This is a genomic window from Bradyrhizobium commune (assembly GCF_015624505.1).
GTDB classification, from domain to species: domain Bacteria; phylum Pseudomonadota; class Alphaproteobacteria; order Rhizobiales; family Xanthobacteraceae; genus Bradyrhizobium; species Bradyrhizobium commune.
This window is the reverse complement of record NZ_CP061379.1, coordinates 194,506-213,967: the sequence shown is the minus strand read 5'-3', so window position 1 is coordinate 213,967 and position 19,462 is coordinate 194,506. Positions and strand designations below refer to the sequence as shown.

Sequence of the window (19,462 nt, the reverse complement as noted above, 5' to 3'; positions counted from 1 at the left end):
ATGCGCGAAATCGTCCTCGACACTGAAACCACCGGCCTCGATCCGCTCCGCGGCGATCGCCTGGTCGAAATCGGCTGCGTCGAGATCTTCAACCGCATGCCGACGGGACAGACGTTCCACGTCTATATCAATCCCGAACGGGATATGCCGGCGGAGGCCTTTGCGGTGCACGGGCTGTCGGCCGAGTTTCTCTCGAGCAAGCCGCTGTTCAACGAGGTCGTCGACGAGTTTCTGGAGTTCATCGGCGATGCGCCGCTGGTGATCCACAACGCCTCGTTCGACATCAGCTTCATCAATGCCGAGCTCGACCGGATCAAGCACGCCGCGATCCCGCGCGAGCGGCTGGTCGATACGCTGCTGCTGGCGCGGCGCAAGCATCCCGGCGTGTCGAACCGGCTCGACGATCTCTGCTCGCGCTATGCGATCGACAATTCACACCGCACCAAGCACGGCGCGCTGCTGGACGCCGAGCTGCTCGCCGAAGTCTATGTCGATCTGGTCGGGGCGCGGCAGTCGCAGCTGCTGCTGGCGTCGGACGCCCAGGAGATTCGCGTCAATGCCGCTGGAGATGCGCCGCGGCGGCAGCGGCCGGTGCCGCTTGCCCCGCGGGTGTCAGATGCCGAGCGCGAGGCCCATCGGGCTTTCATCGCAACGCTCGGCGACAAGGCGATCTGGAACGAGTTCTTGCCCGCCCCAGTTGCCGCCAATCCGGCCGGTTAGGCCTGACCGCCAGGAGCGGCCATCTGCCGCTCCATGTTCTGACGGTAGAGACCGACGAAATCGACCGGATCCAGCATCAGCGGCGGGAACCCGCCGTCGCGGACAGCGGTCGCGATGATCTCGCGGGCGAACGGGAACAGCAGTCGCGGGCACTCGATCATGACCAGCGGGTGCAGATTCTCTTTCGGCACGTTCGCGATGCGGAACACGCCGGCATAGGCGAGCTCGAACGAGAACATCACCTTGCCGGCGGTCTCGGCCTTGCCCTCGACCGACAGCGTCACCTCGAACTCGGTTTCGCTGAGGTTGTTGGCGCCGACATTGATCTGGATGTTGATCTGGGGCGGCTGGCTCTGCTGCTGGAGCGAGCTCGGCGCGTTCGGATTTTCGAACGAGAGGTCCTTGGTATATTGCGCCAGCACGTTGAGCTGGGGAGCCTGGGCCGCCTCGGGAGGGGTACCGTTGCCGTTGGTCATCAGAGTGTCTCCTTACCCGATTGGGGCTGAATTTCGCGGCGGTTGGCTAACATAGGGCCGCCTCATTCCACAAGGACGAACGGCTCCGGATGGGGAATCCGGGCCGCGCCCACAACTGTGACGTTCGCCCTGCCCCGGACACGAAATCGCGCCTTAAACGCTTGAAGATGCGCGATTTCCAGGCAGGATCGGGTTTCCCCTTAAGCATAAAACGCGCTACACTTCCCGCTGTGCCAAAAGGCGCCATTGGCCGGGCAAGATTTCGTGCCTACATCCGACAGACGAGACGCGGGGCCTCAAGCGGGTCCTAAAATGGTGATGTAGACTTGCCGTTCCCGTATGGAACGGTCTACTGGCCGGATTGATTTTCCCGGCAGCGACCTCCTGAAAAGACCAGAAAGCGAATACGACGTGGACATCTACACCATCATCTTCCTTGCGCTGGCGGTCTTTATCTTTCTGAGGCTGCGCAGCGTGCTGGGGCAGCGGACCGGCAATGAGCGGCCGCCGTTCGACCGCACGGCCAGGAATGCGCTTCAGGGGGCCCCGGACAAGAACGTCGTCACCATGCCCGGCAAGGTGATCGATCAGGCGCCCCTGGCGCCGACCGCCGAGCCGGCCCCGCCCTCCGACCGCTGGAAGGGCCTGACCGAACCGGGCACCGCGCTCGCCCAGGGCCTCGATGCCATCGTCGACAAGGATTCCACCTTCGACCCGCGCCACTTCATCTCCGGCGCCCGCGGCGCCTACGAGATGATCGTGCTGGCCTTTGCCAATGGCGACCGTCGCGCGCTGCGCGACCTGTTGTCGTCGGAGGTCTATGACAGCTTCGACGCCGCGATCAAGGAGCGCGAGAAGAACGAGCAGAAGACCGAGACACGCTTCGTCTCGATCGACAAGGCGGAGCTGGTCGGCGCCGAGCTGCGCGACCGCACCGCCCAGCTGACCATCCGCTTCGTCTCGCAGATGATCTCGGTCACCCGCGACAAGGCCGGCAACATCGTCGACGGCAACGCCGACAAGGTCGCCGACATCACCGACATCTGGACTTTCGCCCGCGACACCACCTCTCGCGATCCGAACTGGAAGCTGGTTGGCACCGGAAGCGCGAATTAGAATTGCCTTCAGGAATGGCGTGACGGCGCTGTGCGCAGGTGCCGTCGTGCTGTTGTCGTTCCCGCTTGGCGCCGAGGCGGCGCGGCGCCACTATCGCAGCCATCAGCGTCATCTTCCGGACGTGGCCGCGCTCCCGCCGCGGGCCCTGCCCTATCCCCAGCTCCCGCTCCCGTTCGAGATTCCCGGGGCGCAATATCTGCCGCTGGCCTGGGCCGACGTGAAAGGCTGGAGCGATGACGATCACCTCGCGGCCTACAAGACGTTTCGCGCCAGCTGCCGCTCGATCAATGCGCAGACTGGCGCGGCCGAGCCGAAAGCGCTGGGTGCGTCGCTGATCGAGCCCTGCCGCCTCGCCAAATCGCTCGAGCTCACCGACGACCCCAAGGCAAAGACTTTCTTCGAGGACAATTTTTCGCCGCTGCGCATCTCGCGGCTCGGCGAGCCCGACGGGTTTGTCACGGGTTACTATGAACCAGTGCTCGACGGCTCGCGCACACAGACCGATGTCTACAACGTTCCGGTCTATCGCCGTCCCTCGAACCTGTTCGTGCGCGGCTACAATCAGGCGTCCGTCAACCTGCCCAACAAGGGGCCGGTCTATCGCAAGATCGGCCGCCGCAAGCTCGTGCCCTATTACGATCGCGGCGAGATCGAGGATGGCAAGATCGCCGGCCGCGGCCTCGAGATCGCCTGGCTGAAGGACCCGACCGATCTTTTGTTCGCCCAGATCCAGGGCTCGGCGCGGATCAAGTTCGATGACGGCGGTACCATTCGGCTCAACTACGATTCCTACAACGGCTATCCCTACACCGCCGTCGGGCGCGTCCTGATCGAACGCGGCATCATTCCGAAGGAGGAGATGTCGATGCAGAAGATCAGGGAGTGGATGGCGCAAAACCCGGATGGCGCGAAAGAGCTGCGGCGCCAGAACCGCTCCTACATCTTCTTCCACGAAGTCAATCTCTCCGACAAGGACGAGGCGGTCGGGGCGCAGGGCATTCCGCTGACAGCCGGCCGCTCGATCGCGGTCGACAAATCGCTCCACGTCTACGGCACGCCGTTCTTCATCGAAGGCGAGCTGCCGATCGATTCCGAACGATCCAAGACGCCGTTCCATCGGCTGATGATCGCGCAGGATACGGGTTCGGCCATCATCGGCCCCGCGCGCGCCGATCTTTATTTTGGCGCCGGTGCGGATGCCGGCCGGGTCTCGGGCCGGCTGCGCCATTCCATGCATTTCGTGATGCTGGTGCCGAAGAGCCTCGATCCCGGCGTTCGTGCTGCGCGTCTGCCGGTGCCGGATCCGCGGCCATCGGAGAAGATCGCGAGGCTGTTTCCGCAGACGGAGGCAGCGAAGCCAGCCGCGCCTGCCGTGGCGCCGAGCAAGGGTGAGACGGTTGCGGTGGCCAATCCGGTGCCGCTGCCGGCACCGCGTCCCGTGATCGAGCCTGTCCGCGAGCCACGCCGGCACACGAAAAGTCGTTCCCACCAGCAATGAAGCGATCGTCCCGTCCGCCCGTGCTGGATCCTCGTCCCTCGCCGCGCCGTCGCGGGCTGAGCGAGGAAGACCGTGAGCTGTGGGACCTTGTCGCAAAGCAGATCAAGCCGCTGCGGAAGCATCGCGCGACAAAGGTGCATGCGGCGCCGCGCACGGATCCTTCGCCCGCAACGCCAGTCGCAAAACCCGCGCCGTCGCCGCGGCCCCTGGCCGCCGCACCGGCACCGCGTCCATCAAAGCCGGCGATGCCGCCGCTCGCCCCGCTCGGCAAGCGCGAGCGCACAAAACTGTCGCGCGGCCGCAGCGAGATCGAGGCCCGGCTCGATCTGCACGGCATGACCCAGATGCGCGCGCATCGCGCTTTGACCGGCTTCCTGCACCGCGCCCATCACGACGGCCTGACCTTCGTGCTGGTGATCACCGGCAAGGGCCGGAGCGGCGGCGAGAGCGGCGTGCTCCGCCGCCAGGTGCCGGAATGGCTGAGCCTGCCGGAATTCCGCGCCTTCGTGGTCGGCTTCGAGGAGGCGCATATCGGCCATGGCGGCGAGGGCGCGCTTTATGTGCGGATCCGGCGGGCGAGATTCTAGCGGCTCTACACCTCTCCCGCTTGCGGGAGAGGTCGGCGCGCAGCGCCGGGTGAGGGCTCTTTCAGCATCGGGGGTGTCCCATTGCGGCGACACCCTCTCTCCAGCCCTCTCCCGCAAGCGGGAGAGGGAGCAGACCGCCTAAAACGGCCGGACGATTCCGACGCGCGGGATCAGCGTGACGAACAGGCCGAAGATATTCGTCTTCTTGTCCACCGCGGGGATCAGCTGCGTTTCCTGCTTGGCTGGCAGCATCTTCACCGCATGCAGCAGCAGGAACATGCAGACCGCCCAGCTCGACATCCAGCGCGAATAGTCGAACACCATCGCGAACATCACGAGATAAGCGAGGCTGACGCCGATCAGCGCCGCAATGACGAGACGACGGTGCATGTCGTGTTCGAGCGCGCGGATCAGGCCGGCAAAATAGCGCCACAGCGGCGTATGCAGCCAGATCAGCAGCGCGAAGACGGGGATGCCGAGGCTGTTGTGGGGCAGGCGTCCCCAGGTGTCGGACATCTCCTTCGACAGCGGCTGATACCAGATGTAGCTGAATTGCAAGAGGTCGGTACGCGCAGGATCGGCCATCCGGGTCTTCAGATAGGCGAGGAAATCCGCTTCCGCGATCGGCATCGTTCCCAAAAACTGCGCGGCGAAGAACAGCGCGGAAACCGCTGTGAAGGCGACAATACCGAACGCGACGTTGGTGCGATTGCAGCCATAGATCAGGTAATGCCTGGTCACGACGATGGTGATGAGGGTCGGCACATACATCAGCAGATGGATGTGGTGGATCAGCACCAGAATGATCGAGAACAGCGCAGCCAGCGCCACGAACAACAGTGAGCGCGCCGGCACCAGCAGCAGGATCAGCGCCAGCATGCAGCCATAGATGTCGAAATGGCCGAGCGTGTGCATGAAGTTTTTCAGGAAGAACGGCGAGCCTGCGAGGAAGACGAACAGCGGCAGCGTCTGTTGCGTGAAGCCGAACGTTTTCTGAAACAGCTTGACGAACAGCCCCAGTGTCACCAGCCACACCGTACCCGATAGCGCGAATACCAGCCACACCGGCACTTTTGCCGTGAACAGCGCGACGATCGCCCCGATCAGCGCGCGCTTGATGAAGCCGAAATGGTAGTCGACGAGGAGGTGGATATAGGGGACGTAAGGCGGCAGCAGGATCTTGTGGATGAACACGCCGACAATGACGGCGATGTTGATCGCGAGGAAGAGGCGCCAGGGGTTCTTCTGGATGTCAGCGAACACGACGAACCCTGCGTGCACAAAATTCCGCTGTCGTCCCGGCGCAGGCCGGGACCCATACCCACGAATGGTTGTTTTGAGTCAAGGCTGGAGCCGCCATCGCTTTCCGACAATAACCACTGGTGGGTATGGGTCCCGGCCTGCGCCGGGACGACGACGGAATGAATAGCGCGACCGCGCAAAATTACAAAATAAACCGGCTCAAATCCGCGTTCTTGGCGAGATCGCCGACGTGCTTCTGCACAAAATCGGCGTCGACCCGGACGGTCTCGCCGTTGCGGTCCGGCGCGGTGAAGGAGATCTCGTCCAGCACCCGCTCCATCACGGTCTGGAGTCGGCGCGCGCCGATGTTCTCCACGGTGGAATTGACGGCGACCGCGACGTCGGCGAGCGCGTCGATGGCGCTGTCGGTGATGTCGAGCGTCACGCCCTCGGTCTGCAACAGCGCGACATATTGCTTGATCAGCGAGGCCTCGGGCTCGGTCAGGATGCGGCGCATGTCGTCGCGGGTCAGCGCCTGCAATTCGACCCGGATCGGCAGGCGGCCCTGCAATTCCGGCAAGAGGTCGGACGGTTTTGCGACGTGGAAGGCGCCGGACGCAATGAACAGAATGTGGTCGGTCTTGACCGCGCCGTGCTTGGTCGAGACCGTGGTGCCCTCGATCAGCGGCAAGAGATCACGCTGCACGCCCTCGCGCGAGACGTCGCCGCCGACGCGGCCGTCGCGGGCGCAGATCTTGTCGATCTCGTCCAGGAACACGATGCCGTTGTTCTCGACCGCGCTGATCGCCTCCAGCGTCAGCTGGTCGGTGTCCAAGAGCTTGTCGGATTCCTCGTTGACGAGGATCTCGTGCGAGCCCTCGACCGTCAGCCGCCGCGTCTTGCTGCGGCCGCCGAGCTTGCCAAAAATGTCGCCGATCGAGATCGCGCCCATCTGCGCACCGGGCATGCCCGGGATCTCGAACATCGGCATGCCGCTGCCGGACGATTGCGTCTCGATCTCGATTTCCTTGTCGTTCAGTTCGCCGGCACGCAGCTTCTTGCGAAAGGATTCGCGCGTAGCGGCACTGGCATTGGCACCGACCAGCGCATCGAGCACGCGCTCTTCGGCGGCAAGTTGCGCGCGCGCCTGCACGTCTTTGCGCTTCTTCTCGCGCACCTGGGCGATCGCGACCTCGACGAGATCGCGCACGATCTGCTCGACGTCGCGGCCGACATAGCCGACCTCGGTGAATTTCGTCGCCTCGACCTTGAGGAACGGTGCGTTGGCAAGCTTTGCGAGCCGTCGCGCGATTTCCGTCTTGCCGACGCCGGTCGGGCCGATCATCAGGATGTTTTTCGGCAGCACTTCCTCGCGCAAGGAACCTTCGAGCTGCTGCCGCCGCCAGCGATTGCGCAGCGCGATCGAGACGGCGCGCTTGGCGTCGGACTGGCCGACGATGAAACGGTCGAGTTCGGAAACGATTTCGCGGGGGGAAAAATCTGTCATGTCTGTTTAGCTAGGGCGCGAGGCGGCCGAGGACAAGCGGCTTTTTCGACCGTCAGATGATCGGCGGACCGGATTGCCATTGTTTGACTGCGTCGATCGGATGGATCAGCATCAGGATGTTGAGCGTCAGATTGTCGCGAATATGCAGCGCCATCATGATCTCGAAGGCGAGCCCGAGCGCAACGGTGGCCGGGATCGGCAGCACGCGCGCGGTGAGGAACCCCAGCACCATGAACAGCGTGTCCGAGACCGAGTTGACGATGCTGTCGCCGTAATAGTCCAGCGAGATCGTTCCGGCGCGGTAGCGCTCGATGATGAACGGCGAGTTCTCGACGATCTCCCAGGCGCCTTCGATCAGCATCGCGATGATCAGCCGTGCGGACCAGGACAAGCCCCGCGAGAACAAGAGCCATGTCAGCCCGTAGAACAGGAAGCCGTGCAGCACGTGCGAGAAGCTGTACCAGTCGGCGATGTGCTGCGAATTCTCCGAGCTGTTCACCACGCCATGCCAGAGCTTGACGTAACCGCAGGTGCAGATCGGCACCCGGCCCATCGCAAACAGGATCGAGGCTTGCAGCGCCAGCAGCAGCAGAGCGATGCCGACCCAGTAGGTCGCGGGGATCGCCGTCCTGGCGCTCTTGGCGGGTGCGAGCGTCATGCCAGAGCGGCGGTGCTCTCCCTCTCCCGCTTGCGGGAGAGGGTCGGGGAGAGGGTGCCTCCGCTGGCAAGAACCCCCAAGAGGTGAGAGCCCCCACCCGGCGCTACGCGCCGACCTCTCCCGCAAGCGGGAGAGGTTAGAACGAGCCCGGAGCTGCGCTGTTCATCCACGGATGGATCCTTTAGCCGGCCGACAGTGCTTCGATGGTGACGTTGCGGTTGGTGTAGACGCAGATGTCGGCGGCGATGTCGAGCGAGCGGCGGACGATGGTCTCGGCGTCCTTGTCGGTGTCGATCAGGGCGCGGGCCGCGGCCAGCGCGTAATTGCCGCCGGAGCCGATCGCCATCACGCCCGCCTCGGGCTCGAGCACGTCGCCGGTGCCTGTCAGCACCAGGGAGACGTCCTTGTCGGCCACGATCATCATGGCCTCCAGCCGCCTGAGATAACGGTCGGTGCGCCAGTCCTTGGCGAGCTCAACGGCCGCCCGGGTGAGCTGCCCCGGGTATTGCTCGAGCTTGCTCTCCAGCCGCTCGAACAAGGTGAAGGCATCGGCGGTGGCGCCGGCGAAGCCACCGATCACGTCGCCCTTGCCGAGCTTGCGGACCTTTTTGGCGTTGGACTTGATCACGGTCTGGCCGATCGAGACCTGGCCGTCGCCACCGACCACCACCTTGCCGCCCTTGCGGACCGTCAAAATCGTGGTGCCGTGCCAGACCGGCAGGCTGTTCTGGGAATCCTGCATAAATCATCCTCGTTGTCCGGCCTGATTTAGGCGGTTGGGGCCGGGCGTACAACGGGCCGCTCCGGCCCCATTTCGCTCACCATAGGCAGAAGTAGGCCCCGGCCAGCCGTTCCCGCAGTAGCGAAGGCGTCATTTGGCTGTTAAAAGACCGCCGTTTTCGGCTCAAAACTAGAATGGAAACCGATTTTCCAATGCGCACCGCGACGATCAAGCGCAAGACCAAGGAAACCGACATCGAGGTCACCGTGAACCTCGATGGCACCGGCGTGGCCAAAATCGCGACCGGCATCGGCTTTTTCGACCATATGCTCGATCTCCTCGCCCGCCATTCCCGCATCGACCTCACGGTCAAGGCGGTTGGCGACCTGCACATTGATCATCACCATACCACCGAAGACACGGGCATCGCGCTCGGCCAGGCCGTCAAGCAGGCGCTCGGTACCATGGCGGGCATCACCCGCTATGCCGGCGTGCACATGCCCATGGACGAGACGCTGTCGCGCGTCGTCATCGACATCTCGGGCCGCCCGGTCCTGGTGTTCAAGGTCGACTTCCCCCGCGACAAGATCGGTGAGTTCGACACCGAGCTGGTGCGCGAGTGGTTCCAGGCCTTCGCCATGAATGCCGGCGTGACTCTGCACGTCGAGACCCTATATGGCGATAACAGCCACCATATCGCCGAGTCCTGCTTCAAGGGCCTGGCGCGGGCGCTGCGGACGGCGGTTGCGATCGATCCGAAAGCGGCGGGGGAAATCCCGTCCACCAAGGGCTCGCTCGGCGGCTGACATCTCCATCTCGCGACGCCTGATGGCGCTGCGGACGGCATTGACTCAATTCTCGAGAACGGGGCATCGAAAATGCCTGTCTACACAGTTCATGCACCCACCCCCGGCGGGGCCGATCTGCGCGCGACCGACAAGTTCGTGTTCGTGCGCGACGGCTTTCATCTCTGGGCGATGCTGCTCGGTCCGCTCTGGCTGCTCTGGAACAGGCTGTGGCTGGCGTTGATCGGCTGGATCGTGTTCCTGGCTGCATTCGATGCCGGGCTGCACAGCCTGGGCGTCGGCCGCGGCGCGATCTTCTTTGCCAACATGATCGTCGCGCTGCTGATGGGCTTTGAGGCCTCGAGCCTGCGCCGCTGGACGCTGTCGCGCGGCAAGTGGAAACAGCTCGACGTCGTCGTCGCTGACGATGAGGACACGGCCGAGCACCGGTTCTTCGAGCGCTGGAGCAAGACCCAGCGCGGCATCGTCAACGATCAATGGGCCGTCGACCGCGGCGGCCCGCCGCCGACCCGCAACGTGCCGGGCCAGCCATTTTCGAACCCGCCGCCGATTCCGGCCGGTGGCATCATTGGTTTGTTTCCAGAACCGGGAGGGTCAAGATGAGCGTCGCCATCATCGATTACGGTTCCGGCAACCTGCATTCCGCCGCGAAAGCGTTTGAGCGTGCCGCGCGCAGCCTGGAGAACCCGCAAAAGGTGTTCGTCACCAGCGATCCGGACCAGGCCTATAGCGCCGACCGTCTGGTGCTGCCGGGTGTCGGCGCCTTCGCCGATTGCCGGCGCGGCCTCGATGCCGTCAACGGCATGGTCGAGGCGATCACCGAGGCGGTGCGCGTCAAGGCGCGGCCCTTCTTCGGCGTCTGCGTCGGCATGCAGCTGATGGCGACCCGCGGCAAGGAGCACGTCATCACCGAAGGCCTGAACTGGATCGGCGGCGATGTCGAGAAGATCACGCCGCGCGACGAGAGCCTGAAGATCCCGCACATGGGCTGGAATACGCTCGAGGTGCTGCGCGAGCACCCGGTGCTGAACAAGCTGCCGCTCGGCCCCAAGGGTCAGCACGCTTATTTCGTGCACTCCTATCACCTCAATCCCGCCAGCGAGGCGGACGTGCTTGCGCGCGCCGATTACGGCGGGCCCGTCACCGCGATCGTCGCCAAGGACACCGCAATCGGCACGCAGTTTCACCCCGAGAAGAGCCAGCGTTTTGGCTTGGCCCTGATCTCGAACTTTTTGCGATGGAAACCGTGATTCTCTTCCCTGCCATCGACCTCAAGAACGGCCAATGCGTGCGCCTCGAGCAAGGCGACATGGCGCGCGCAACCGTGTTCAACCTCGATCCTGACGCGCAGGCGCAGAGCTTTGTCACGCAGGGTTTTGAGTATCTCCACGTCGTCGACCTCGACGGCGCCTTTGCCGGCAAGCCGATGAACGCGCAGGCCGTTGAGGCGATGCTGAAGACCATCAAGATCCCGGTGCAGCTTGGCGGCGGCATCCGCGATCTTGCGACTGTCGAAGCCTGGCTCGCCAAGGGCATCACCCGCGTCATCATCGGCACGGCCGCGGTGCGCGATCCCGAGCTGGTGAAGGCTGCGGCGAAAAAATTCCCCGGCCGCGTCGCGGTCGGGCTCGATGCCCGCGACGGCAAGGTCGCGGTCGAAGGCTGGGCCGAGACCTCGCAAGTGACGGTGCTGGAGATCGCGCAGCGGTTCGAGGATGCCGGCGTTGCCGCCATCATCTTTACCGACATCGCCCGCGACGGCTTGCTCAAAGGCCTGAACCTCGATGCGACCATTGCGCTGGCTGACGCCATCTCGATCCCCGTGATCGCCTCCGGCGGCCTCGCCTCGATCGAGGACGTCAACGCGATGCTGACGCCGCGGGCGAAAAAGCTCGCCGGCGCGATCGCCGGCCGTGCGCTCTATGACGGCCGGCTCGATCCCGCCGCCGCTCTCGCTTTGATCCGCAACGCCCGCGCCGCCTAGGAGAGCAAAATGTTCAAGGTGCGCGTCATCCCCTGCCTCGACGTCAAGGACGGCCGCGTCGTCAAGGGCGTCAATTTCGTCGACCTGCGCGATGCCGGCGACCCCGTCGAAGCCGCGATCGCCTATGACGCGGCCGGCGCCGACGAGCTGACCTTCCTCGACATCACCGCGACCCATGAGAACCGCGGCATCATGCTGGACGTGGTCCGGCGCACGGCGGAGGCCTGCTTCATGCCGGTGACGGTCGGCGGTGGCGTGCGCAAGGTGGACGACATCAAGACGCTGTTGCGCGCCGGCGCCGACAAGGTCTCGATCAACAGCGCTGCGGTGTCGCGGCGCGAGTTCGTCAAGGAAGCGGCCGAAAAGTTCGGCGAGCAGTGCGTGGTGGTGGCGATCGACGCCAAGCGGGTCAAGCGCCCGGGCGGCTCCGACCGCTGGGAGATCTTCACCCATGGCGGCCGCAACTCGACCGGCATCGACGCGATCGAATATGCCCAGGAAGTGGTCTCGCTCGGTGCGGGTGAAATCCTGCTCACCTCGATGGACCGCGACGGCACCAGGCAGGGTTTTGACATCCCGCTGACCCGGGCGATCGCCGACAGCGTTCCCGTTCCGGTGATCGCCTCGGGCGGCGTCGGCAATCTCGATCACCTGGTTGACGGTATCCGCGACGGGCACGCCACCGCCGTGCTGGCCGCCTCGATCTTCCATTTCGGGGAATTCACCATCCGTGAAGCCAAGGAGCATATGGCCCGGCGCGGGCTGCCCATGCGCATGGATGCCTGACGACTCCTGTTCATAAAAGTGCTACATCTGCCGGCGGGGACTGGCTTTTTGCCTGGGCGTTTTCTGAGTATTTTGTATGCCGCGTTTCACGATCCACGATCTGGCCGAGACCATCGATGCCCGCGCGGCATCCGGTGGCGAGGCGTCCTACACCCGCAAGCTGCTCGACAAGGGCGCCGAACACTGCGCCAAGAAGTTCGGTGAGGAAGCCGTCGAAACCGTCATCGCCGCAGTCGAAAACGATCGCGCACATCTGATCGCCGAGAGTGCCGACCTGCTCTATCACTTCCTTGTGCTGCTCAAGGCGCGCGGCGTAAAACTGGAGGAAGTGGAAGCGGCGCTCGACAAGCGCACGAACATGTCTGGGTTGGAAGAGAAAGCGTCGCGCAAGAGCAGCTAGCCAGCTCTTAACGGAGAAGGTCGCGTCATGGATATCCGCGCACCCGAGCAGCAGTACAATCCGTACCGCGTTTATACGCGCCAGGAATGGGCGCATCTGCGCGACGATACGCCGATGACGCTGGAGCCGGGCGAGTTCGACCGGCTGCGTTCGCTGCACGATCGCCTCGACTTGCAGGAAGTCGAGGACATTTATCTTCCGCTGTCGCGCCTGCTCTCGATCTATGTCGATGCAATGCAGCGCCTGTATTATGCGGAACGCCAGTTCCTCGACATCCGCGATCGCAAGGTGCCCTACATCATCGGCGTCGCCGGTTCGGTCGCGGTCGGGAAGTCCACCACCGCTCGTGTGCTCCAGGCGCTGCTGGCGCGGTGGTCGCCGCGGCCGAAGGTCGAGCTGATCACCACCGACGGTTTTCTCTATCCCAACGCCGTGCTCGACCGGCAGGGCATCATGCAGAAGAAGGGCTTTCCCGAAAGCTACGACCTGCCGCTGCTGCTGAACTTCCTGTCCGACATCAAGTCCGGACGCCGCCACGTGCGTGCGCCGGTATACTCGCATCTGACCTACGACATCGTGCCGAACCAATGGGCCGAGGTCGACCAGCCCGACATTCTCATCGTCGAGGGCGTCAACGTCCTGCAGACCGGCAAGCTGCCGCGCGACGGCAAGGCGGTGCCCGTTGTTTCCGACTTCTTCGACTTCTCGGTCTATATCGACGCGGATGAAGCGGCGCTGCGGCGCTGGTATATCAAGCGCTTCCTGGCGCTGCGCGACACCGCATTCACCAATCCAAAATCCTACTTCAACCGCTACGCGCTGCTCTCGGACGAGGAGGCCACTGCCACCGCCACCGCGATCTGGGAGCGCACCAACCTCGCCAATCTCGAGGACAACATCCTGCCGACGCGGCCCCGCGCGACGCTGATCCTGAAGAAGGGCGCGGATCACGTGGTGGAGAGCGTGGCGCTGCGAAGGCTGTAGCTTTGTAGGGTGGGTTAGCCGTAGGCGTAACCCACCATCTCTCTTTCCGCGTAAGCAGAAGAGGTGGGTTACGCCGAGCAGATGCGCTTCGCGCATCTGCAGGGCTAACCCACCCTACGGCACCGTCGCTTGTCGTTACACCGCCAGCTGCCGCGCCGCCGCGAGCCCCGCCAGCGCCTCGTCGAGCTTGTCGCGATCGAGCGGCTTGATCAAGAATCCATTCATGCCCGCCTCGAAACAGGCGTAGCGATCTTCTACCAGCGTGTTGGCGGTGAGTGCCAGGATCGGGGTATGGTGGCCGCCGGTGGCGGACTCATGCGCGCGGATGCGTTTTGTGGCCTCGATGCCGTCGAGCTGCGGCATCTGGATGTCCATCAGAACCAGATCGTAAGGCGTGCCGGCAGAGCTGGCGGCGAGCCAGGATTCCAGCGCGGCTTCGCCGTGAACGGCGATGACGACACGGTGGCCGAGCTTGGTCAGCAGCGACCGCATCAGGAGCGCGTTGATCTCGTTGTCTTCGGCGACGAGGATCGACAGGCCTTTTGCCGCCGGTGCCTTGGCTTCCACCGGCGGCTCCGGCGCGAGATCGGGCGAGGCGACTTCCGGTGTCAATGCGAGACGCGCGGCGAGCGAGGCCGCGCGCAGCGGCTTCATCAGGAAACCGGTGAAGGCCGGCGAGAAGTTTTCGTGGCGCGAGCCCGACGTCAGCAGCACCAGCCGCTGCGTCGCGTGTGGGCGAGCGAGCTCCCCGAGGCGGTCGGCCATGGCAGCGCCGAGCGTGCGGTCGACCAGCACCGCATGCCACGCGCGCTCCGGCAGCAGCGCTTCGGCAGCGGCCGCATCCGAAACCATGCAGGTCTGGCCACCCCAGCGCTCGAGCCGCCGCGCGATCAGCGAGCCCTCGATGCCCTCGACAATCAGGAGGATCGGCTTGCCGGTGAGGTCGGGGCTCGGGAACGTCGTGTGCCCGGCATTCCCTTGCGACGGCGCCAGCGGAATCGCGACCTCGAAGGTCGAGCCCTTGCCGACTTCGCTCGTAAGCGTGATGCGGCCGCCCATGCGCTTGACGATGCGTTCGCTGATGGCGAGGCCAAGCCCGGTGCCGCCATAGGTGCGGGCGACGCGCTCGTCGGCCTGCTCGAACTCACGGAAGATGCGTTGCTGCGCTTCGGGCGCGATGCCGATGCCGGTGTCGCGCACCAGAAAGCTGATCTCGTTCGGCCAGATGCCGGGCTCGACGATCAGCGCGACGCCGCCGGTCGCGGTGAATTTGATGGCGTTGCCGGCGAGGTTGAGCAGCACCTGACGCAGCCGTGCCGCGTCGCCCACGACTTCCAGCGGAAGCCGCTCGTCGACGTAAGCCGCGATCTCGAGGTTTTTGGCTTGTGCGCGAGGTGCCAGCAGTTCGGTGATTTCTTCGATCAGGGTCGAGAGCGCAAAGGGGCGCTGCTCGAGATCGAGCTTGCCGGCTTCGATCTTGGAATAGTCCAAGAGCTCCTCGATCAGCGCCATCAGCGCTTCGCCGGAGGTTTTCACCGCCTTCGCATAGGTCGCCTGCTCCGGCGTCAGTGTGGTGTCGAGCAGCAGCCCGCCCATGCCGATGATGCCGTTCAGGGGGTTACGGATCTCATGCGAGGCCATCGCGAGGAAGCGCGACTTGGCGCGGTTGGCGGCATCGGCCTGGTCGCGCGCGTCGGCCAGCGCGCGCTCGGTCTCGGTGCGGTCGGTGACGTCGCGTCCGACGCTCTGCAATTCGGCGGGCTGGCCGGCATCGAGCCGCACGAAGCCTTCGCGCCAGGCGATCCAGCGCGCGCCGAGCTGCGTGGTGATACGCTGGTCGTGGATGCGCGTGCCGTTGCTCTCGCGCGCGCTGTCGCCCTGCTCCAGCACGTCGAAGTCAAACCGCGTACCGACCAGCGCGTTGCGCGCCTGTCCGGACAGCGCGCAATAGGCGTCGTTGGCGAAGGTGATGCGGCCCTGATGGTCGCGCAGCACGATGAGATCGCCTTGCGACTCGAAGAGGCTGCGGGCGCGCTCTTCGGCTTCCTTCAGTTCCCAATTGCGGTCGATCAGGGCTTCGTTGTGCGCGGCGAGCGTGCGCAGCCGCTTGTTGACGAAGCGCAGCCGCATGCTGAGCGTGGCGAGGCCGAGGCAGGCGAGCGCGAACAGGAAGCTCGCGCCGATCGCAAAGGTGTTGGGATCGTAGCCGGAATTTTCCGAGCGGCTGCCGGAGACGAAGCCGTAGGCGCCGCCGAACGTCGCCGAGAAGATCATGAACGAGCGGATCGCAAAGGCGATCCTGGGGTGGCGGCGCCTGAAGCGGCGCATGCGCACCTTGATCCGGAACGTCCCACCCATCGCACCGACCCCGACTCTTGTCCGAAACCCCACTGCCGCCGCGCGCGACGATGTCTCGCCGACCTTGCGAACAGCTTGAGGCGCAGGCGCCGCCTCCAAACAGGGTTGACGAGGTGTTAACGCTTCAGAGCGAGGCGGCCTGGAGAGGGGACGGGCGGTGGCCGCCATGAGCGCCGACGATCAGGGCTGCGGCCTCTTGCTGCGAGAGCGTCTTCGAGCGGACATAGACGCGGTAGTCGGCCGGGCCGTCGGTGGAGAGGTAGATGACCGGACCGCCGTCCACCGGCTGCGCGGCAATCGTGACAAGACGGGTCGACGGATTGGCCTGGCAGGAGTCCGGTTCCGAACCGAGACCGTCGTCCACGACGGCGAAGTCGGCCGCGTCTGCATCGTCGGTGATCTGGACCCGCACATTGGCCAGTGCGGGATCGTCGGTGAAGGCGACTTGGACGCCGGCGGTCCAGAACAGGGATGTCAGCTCGACCGAGGTCTCGCCGATGGCGATGCAGGGATGCGACACCGATCCGATCTCGCTGCGGGCGAACACCGCAGCTGCCAACAGGGGAACAACCGAGGCCAGGATCTTGAAACGCAACATGACACTCTACTCGCCGGGCCCAGATGGGAACTGTTGGGCCTTATGGTTTGCAGAGGGTAAAGGAAACTCCTTACCGCCGGGTTGACGCGCGAAGCCCTTACGCCAGCTGGCGTACATCCTCCGCGAGTGCGCGGTAGGACAGCGCCTCGGCGAGATGCAGCCGGCCGATCTTCTCAGTGCCGTCGAGGTCGGCGAGCGTGCGTGCCACCCGCAACACGCGGTGATAGCCGCGCGCCGACAGCCGCATGGTCTCGGCGGCATCGCGCAGCAGCTTTTGGCCCTGCGCATCGGGCTTGGCGATGTCTTCCAGCACGGAGGCCGGCGCCTCGGCATTGGTGCGGACATGCGGCAGGCCGACATCGGCGTAACGCGCGAGCTGGATGTCGCGCGCAGCCGCCACACGCGCGGCGACTTCGGCCGAGCCTTCCGCGGGCGGCGGCAGGATCAGATCGGCCGCGGTCACCGCCGGCACCTCGATGCGCAGATCGATGCGATCCATCAGCGGGCCGGAGATGCGCGCCTGATAGTCGCCGGTGCAGCGATCGATGCGACCGCGCTTGCAGGCATAGCCGGGCTCGAACGCATTGCCGCAGCGGCAGGGATTCATCGCCGCGACCAGCATGAAGCGCGCCGGATAGGTCACGCGATGGTTGGCGCGGGAGACCGAGACCTCGCCGTTCTCCAGGGGTTGGCGCAGCGAATCCAGCACGCGCGGGTCGAACTCCGGCAGCTCGTCGAGGAACAACACGCCCTGATGCGCCAGCGAGATCTCGCCGGGTCTTGCGCGCGCGCCGCCGCCGGTCAGTGCTGCCATGCTTGCTGAATGATGTGGCGAACGGAACGGTCGCTTCGACGTCAGCGCGCCGCCCTCGATCTCGCCGGCGACGGAGGCGATCATGGAGACCTCGAGCAGCTCGCCCGGCGACAGCGGCGGCAGGATCGAAGGCAGTCGCGCCGCCAGCATCGATTTGCCGGCGCCGGGCGCGCCGATCATCAGGAGGTGATGTCCGCCGGCGGCCGCGATCTCCAGCGCCCGCTTGGCGCTCTCCTGGCCCTTGATGTCGCGCAAATCGAGCGGGGAGGCCGCGGCCTCATGCACCTTCGGCACTGGCCGCGACAGCACTTGCGTGCCCTTGAAATGGTTGGCGATCTGGATCAGCGAGCGCGCGGCGATGATCTGGATGTCCGGGCTGGCCCAGGCTGCTTCCGAGCCGCAGGCCGCCGGGCAGATCAGGCCTTCCTCGCGCACATTGGCGCCGATCGCGGCGGGAAGAACGCCGGCGACAGGTGCGATCGAGCCGTCGAGGCCGAGCTCGCCAAGCACGGTGAAGCCGGTCAGCGCATCCGGCGGGATCGCGCCGATCGCCGCCATCAGCCCGAGCGCGATCGGCAAATCGTAATGGCTGCCTTCCTTGGGCAGGTCCGCCGGCGCCAGATTGACGATGATCCGCCGCGCCGGCAGCGCCAGCCCCGAGGCGATCAGCGCCGAGCGCACCCGCTCCCGCGCCTCCGATACCGCCTTGTCCGGCAGGCCGACGATGGCAAAGGCCGGCAGGCCTGGCGCGACCTGTACCTGCACGTCGACCGCGCGGGCCTCGATCCCCTCAAAGGCGACTGTCGAAACCCGCTGAACCATGCTGCCCCCTCGCACAATCGAGGGTAGCAGACGCCGACGGCCCTGACAAGAACAATACGGGAACGAGAGCGGAGGGGCCGGATTCCCTAACGACCCGTAAACGGGACGAAGACACTAAGCGTCGACTACGCCTCGAATGCGAGCGGCTGTCCTCAGCACATTCCAACGAATGTCCGCTACTCCTAGGGCTGCGGGATGGGCCGTGATCTAACGGGTGAACAATTCAAATGCTTGCAAATCGCCGCAGAAGCGAACGACGGGTGTGCACGCGGCTCGCCAAGATTCATTTTGGCGCGGGCTCGCTGCCGCGGGACTGCACGATCACGGATATCTCGGACGGGGGTGTGAAGGTGGTGGCGGAGTTTCTGGAAGTGCCTCCGCAATTCACCATCATCTTCGCGCCGGATTATTCCCGCCAGTGCCGCCTGCGCTGGCGCATCGGCTGCGAATTCGGTGCGGAATTCACCGACTAGTCCCGAGCGGCGCGATTCCTTAACCGGACTTTAGCGTTAATCGGCAAAGCATCTCTGATCAGTCCGCCGGCGGTGATCAGAGTATGTCCAAGCGTTCGTCCCTTGCCTCCCCCCGGGCAAGATTGCTGTTCCCCGCGCTCCTGGTGCTCGTCCTCGGCGGTTGCCAGACCACGAGCCTGGAGGACGTGACCGGCGCGCTCGGCGTCAAGTCGGAGCCGGCCGCCAAAGCCGACGCGAAGCCGGACATGGATGCGCTGCGCGAGCGGTATCGCGCCAAGCCCGGCGATCCCAATGTCGCGCTCGACTATGGCAAGGCGCTGCGCGACACCGGCCAGCGCGCCCAGGCGGTCGCGGTGATGGAGCAGGCCGTGCTTGCCCATCCCAGCAACAGGGCGCTGCTTGCCGGCTACGGCCGTGCGCTCGCCGACAACGGCAATTTCCAGCAGGCCTTCGACGTGCTGAGCCGCGCGCATACGCCCGAGGATCCCGACTGGCGCATCCTGTCGGCGCAGGGTGCGGCGCTCGACCAGCTCGGCCGCAACGAGGAAGCGCAGCAATATTATGCCACGGCACTGAAGATCGTGCCCGACGAGCCGACCGTGCTGTCTAATCTCGGCCTGTCCTATGTGCTGCAAAACAATCTGCCGAAGGCCGAACAGGTGCTCGGCCGCGCCTATCAGCGCAATCAGAACGATGCGCGGGTCCGTGCCAATCTCGCGCTCGTGCTGGGATTGCAGGGCCGCGAGGCCGAGGCTGAAATCCTCGTGAAGGCAGATTTGCCGCCGGACCAGGCCGCGGCCAAGGTCACGGCGCTGCGGCAGCTGCTGGCGAAGAAGCAGTAGCGGGCGGACAAGTAATCCGCCCTTCTTTTTTTGACGCGTTTTCTTGACGCGAACCGGTATCCACTTCGCT

The 19,462-nt window shown here is 65.0% G+C and carries 21 protein-coding genes; 13 read left to right on the top strand and 8 right to left on the bottom strand.

Annotation, left to right across the window (positions count from 1 at the left end):
• Nucleotides 1–720 carry a DNA polymerase III subunit epsilon gene (dnaQ, locus tag IC761_RS00990; RefSeq protein WP_195801469.1) on the top strand — a complete coding sequence of 240 codons (720 nt, stop codon included), beginning with the start codon at nt 1–3 and terminating at the stop codon, nt 718–720.
• Here dnaQ and secB read toward each other — a convergent pair.
• Nucleotides 717–1,196: a protein-export chaperone SecB gene (secB, locus tag IC761_RS00985; RefSeq protein ID WP_195801468.1), complete on the bottom strand. Its 480-nt coding sequence runs from the start codon at nt 1,194–1,196 to the stop codon at nt 717–719. The two genes, dnaQ and secB, sit on opposite strands and share 4 nt — an antisense overlap.
• A 411-nt stretch (nt 1,197–1,607) precedes the next feature.
• Between secB and IC761_RS00980 the strand changes: the two genes are divergently transcribed.
• Genes IC761_RS00980 through IC761_RS00970 form a run of 3 tightly spaced genes read left to right on the top strand, consistent with a single transcriptional unit; the run spans nt 1,608 to nt 4,397 of the window.
• Nucleotides 1,608–2,312 (top strand): Tim44/TimA family putative adaptor protein, encoded by a 705-nt coding sequence (locus IC761_RS00980; RefSeq protein WP_195801467.1) that lies wholly within the window; start codon nt 1,608–1,610, stop codon nt 2,310–2,312.
• On the top strand, nt 2,290–3,810 hold the full coding sequence (gene mltA, locus IC761_RS00975; protein WP_195801466.1) for a murein transglycosylase A: 1,521 nt from the start codon (nt 2,290–2,292) through the stop codon (nt 3,808–3,810). Before IC761_RS00980 ends, mltA begins: the two co-directional genes overlap by 23 nt.
• Nucleotides 3,807–4,397 (top strand): Smr/MutS family protein, encoded by a 591-nt coding sequence (locus IC761_RS00970; protein WP_195801465.1) that lies wholly within the window; start codon nt 3,807–3,809, stop codon nt 4,395–4,397. Before mltA ends, IC761_RS00970 begins: the two co-directional genes overlap by 4 nt.
• Before the next feature lie 138 nt (nt 4,398–4,535).
• Here the strand turns inward: IC761_RS00970 and IC761_RS00965 are convergent, their stop codons facing one another.
• The 4 genes from IC761_RS00965 to hslV form a co-directional block, all read right to left on the bottom strand.
• Entirely contained in the window at nt 4,536–5,660 is a 1,125-nt protein-coding gene (locus tag IC761_RS00965; protein WP_195801464.1) for a hypothetical protein, read from the bottom strand.
• A gap of 181 nt (nt 5,661–5,841) precedes the next feature.
• The gene (gene hslU, locus IC761_RS00960; RefSeq protein WP_195801463.1) at nt 5,842–7,146 is read right to left on the bottom strand and encodes an ATP-dependent protease ATPase subunit HslU; all 1,305 of its coding nucleotides are present in this window, start codon (nt 7,144–7,146) and stop codon (nt 5,842–5,844) included.
• A 52-nt stretch (nt 7,147–7,198) separates the two neighbouring features.
• Nucleotides 7,199–7,804 (bottom strand): DUF2585 domain-containing protein, encoded by a 606-nt coding sequence (locus tag IC761_RS00955; protein WP_195801462.1) that lies wholly within the window; start codon nt 7,802–7,804, stop codon nt 7,199–7,201.
• 181 nt (nt 7,805–7,985) lie between these two features.
• Nucleotides 7,986–8,546 carry an ATP-dependent protease subunit HslV gene (gene hslV, locus IC761_RS00950; protein ID WP_195801461.1) on the bottom strand — a complete coding sequence of 187 codons (561 nt, stop codon included), beginning with the start codon at nt 8,544–8,546 and terminating at the stop codon, nt 7,986–7,988.
• A 191-nt stretch (nt 8,547–8,737) separates the two neighbouring features.
• Here hslV and hisB point away from each other — a divergent pair, with 191 nt between their 5' ends.
• The 7 genes from hisB to coaA all read left to right on the top strand — a co-directional run bounded on the left by hisB (nt 8,738) and on the right by coaA (nt 13,485).
• Nucleotides 8,738–9,331, top strand: a complete 594-nt coding sequence (gene hisB, locus IC761_RS00945) for an imidazoleglycerol-phosphate dehydratase HisB (protein ID WP_195801460.1) — start codon at nt 8,738–8,740, stop codon at nt 9,329–9,331.
• Nucleotides 9,332–9,403: 72 nt separating this feature from the next.
• Complete coding sequence (locus tag IC761_RS00940) at nt 9,404–9,934, top strand: DUF2628 domain-containing protein (RefSeq protein WP_195801459.1); 531 nt, start codon at nt 9,404–9,406, stop codon at nt 9,932–9,934.
• Entirely contained in the window at nt 9,931–10,581 is a 651-nt protein-coding gene (gene hisH / locus IC761_RS00935; protein WP_195801458.1) for an imidazole glycerol phosphate synthase subunit HisH, read from the top strand. The genes IC761_RS00940 and hisH overlap by 4 nt, the downstream gene beginning before the upstream one ends.
• Nucleotides 10,578–11,315 carry a 1-(5-phosphoribosyl)-5-[(5-phosphoribosylamino)methylideneamino]imidazole-4-carboxamide isomerase gene (hisA, locus tag IC761_RS00930; RefSeq protein ID WP_195801457.1) on the top strand — a complete coding sequence of 246 codons (738 nt, stop codon included), beginning with the start codon at nt 10,578–10,580 and terminating at the stop codon, nt 11,313–11,315. Before hisH ends, hisA begins: the two co-directional genes overlap by 4 nt.
• A 9-nt stretch (nt 11,316–11,324) precedes the next feature.
• Nucleotides 11,325–12,101 (top strand): imidazole glycerol phosphate synthase subunit HisF, encoded by a 777-nt coding sequence (gene hisF / locus IC761_RS00925; protein ID WP_195801456.1) that lies wholly within the window; start codon nt 11,325–11,327, stop codon nt 12,099–12,101.
• A gap of 76 nt (nt 12,102–12,177) precedes the next feature.
• Entirely contained in the window at nt 12,178–12,501 is a 324-nt protein-coding gene (locus tag IC761_RS00920; protein ID WP_195801455.1) for a phosphoribosyl-ATP diphosphatase, read from the top strand.
• Between the two features lie 27 nt (nt 12,502–12,528).
• Complete coding sequence (gene coaA, locus IC761_RS00915; protein ID WP_195801454.1) at nt 12,529–13,485, top strand: type I pantothenate kinase; 957 nt, start codon at nt 12,529–12,531, stop codon at nt 13,483–13,485.
• 135 nt (nt 13,486–13,620) lie between these two features.
• Here the strand turns inward: coaA and IC761_RS00910 are convergent, their stop codons facing one another.
• The 3 genes from IC761_RS00910 to IC761_RS00900 all read right to left on the bottom strand — a co-directional run bounded on the left by IC761_RS00910 (nt 13,621) and on the right by IC761_RS00900 (nt 18,077).
• Nucleotides 13,621–15,843 (bottom strand): ATP-binding protein, encoded by a 2,223-nt coding sequence (locus tag IC761_RS00910; RefSeq protein WP_195801453.1) that lies wholly within the window; start codon nt 15,841–15,843, stop codon nt 13,621–13,623.
• Between the two features lie 124 nt (nt 15,844–15,967).
• On the bottom strand, nt 15,968–16,441 hold the full coding sequence (locus tag IC761_RS00905; RefSeq protein ID WP_195801452.1) for a hypothetical protein: 474 nt from the start codon (nt 16,439–16,441) through the stop codon (nt 15,968–15,970).
• A 97-nt stretch (nt 16,442–16,538) separates the two neighbouring features.
• Nucleotides 16,539–18,077, bottom strand: coding sequence for a YifB family Mg chelatase-like AAA ATPase (locus IC761_RS00900; protein WP_195801451.1), 1,539 nt, complete (start codon nt 18,075–18,077; stop codon nt 16,539–16,541).
• 227 nt (nt 18,078–18,304) lie between these two features.
• On the opposite strand from IC761_RS00900, the gene IC761_RS00895 reads away from it, so the two are divergent.
• Both IC761_RS00895 and IC761_RS00890 read left to right on the top strand, forming a co-directional pair.
• On the top strand, nt 18,305–18,550 hold the full coding sequence (locus tag IC761_RS00895) for a PilZ domain-containing protein (protein ID WP_027534981.1): 246 nt from the start codon (nt 18,305–18,307) through the stop codon (nt 18,548–18,550).
• An 83-nt stretch (nt 18,551–18,633) separates the two neighbouring features.
• A complete protein-coding gene (locus IC761_RS00890) occupies nt 18,634–19,392 on the top strand; it encodes a tetratricopeptide repeat protein (protein ID WP_195801450.1) in 759 nt (252 codons plus the stop codon).
• The last annotated feature ends 70 nt before the right edge of the window (nt 19,393–19,462 follow it).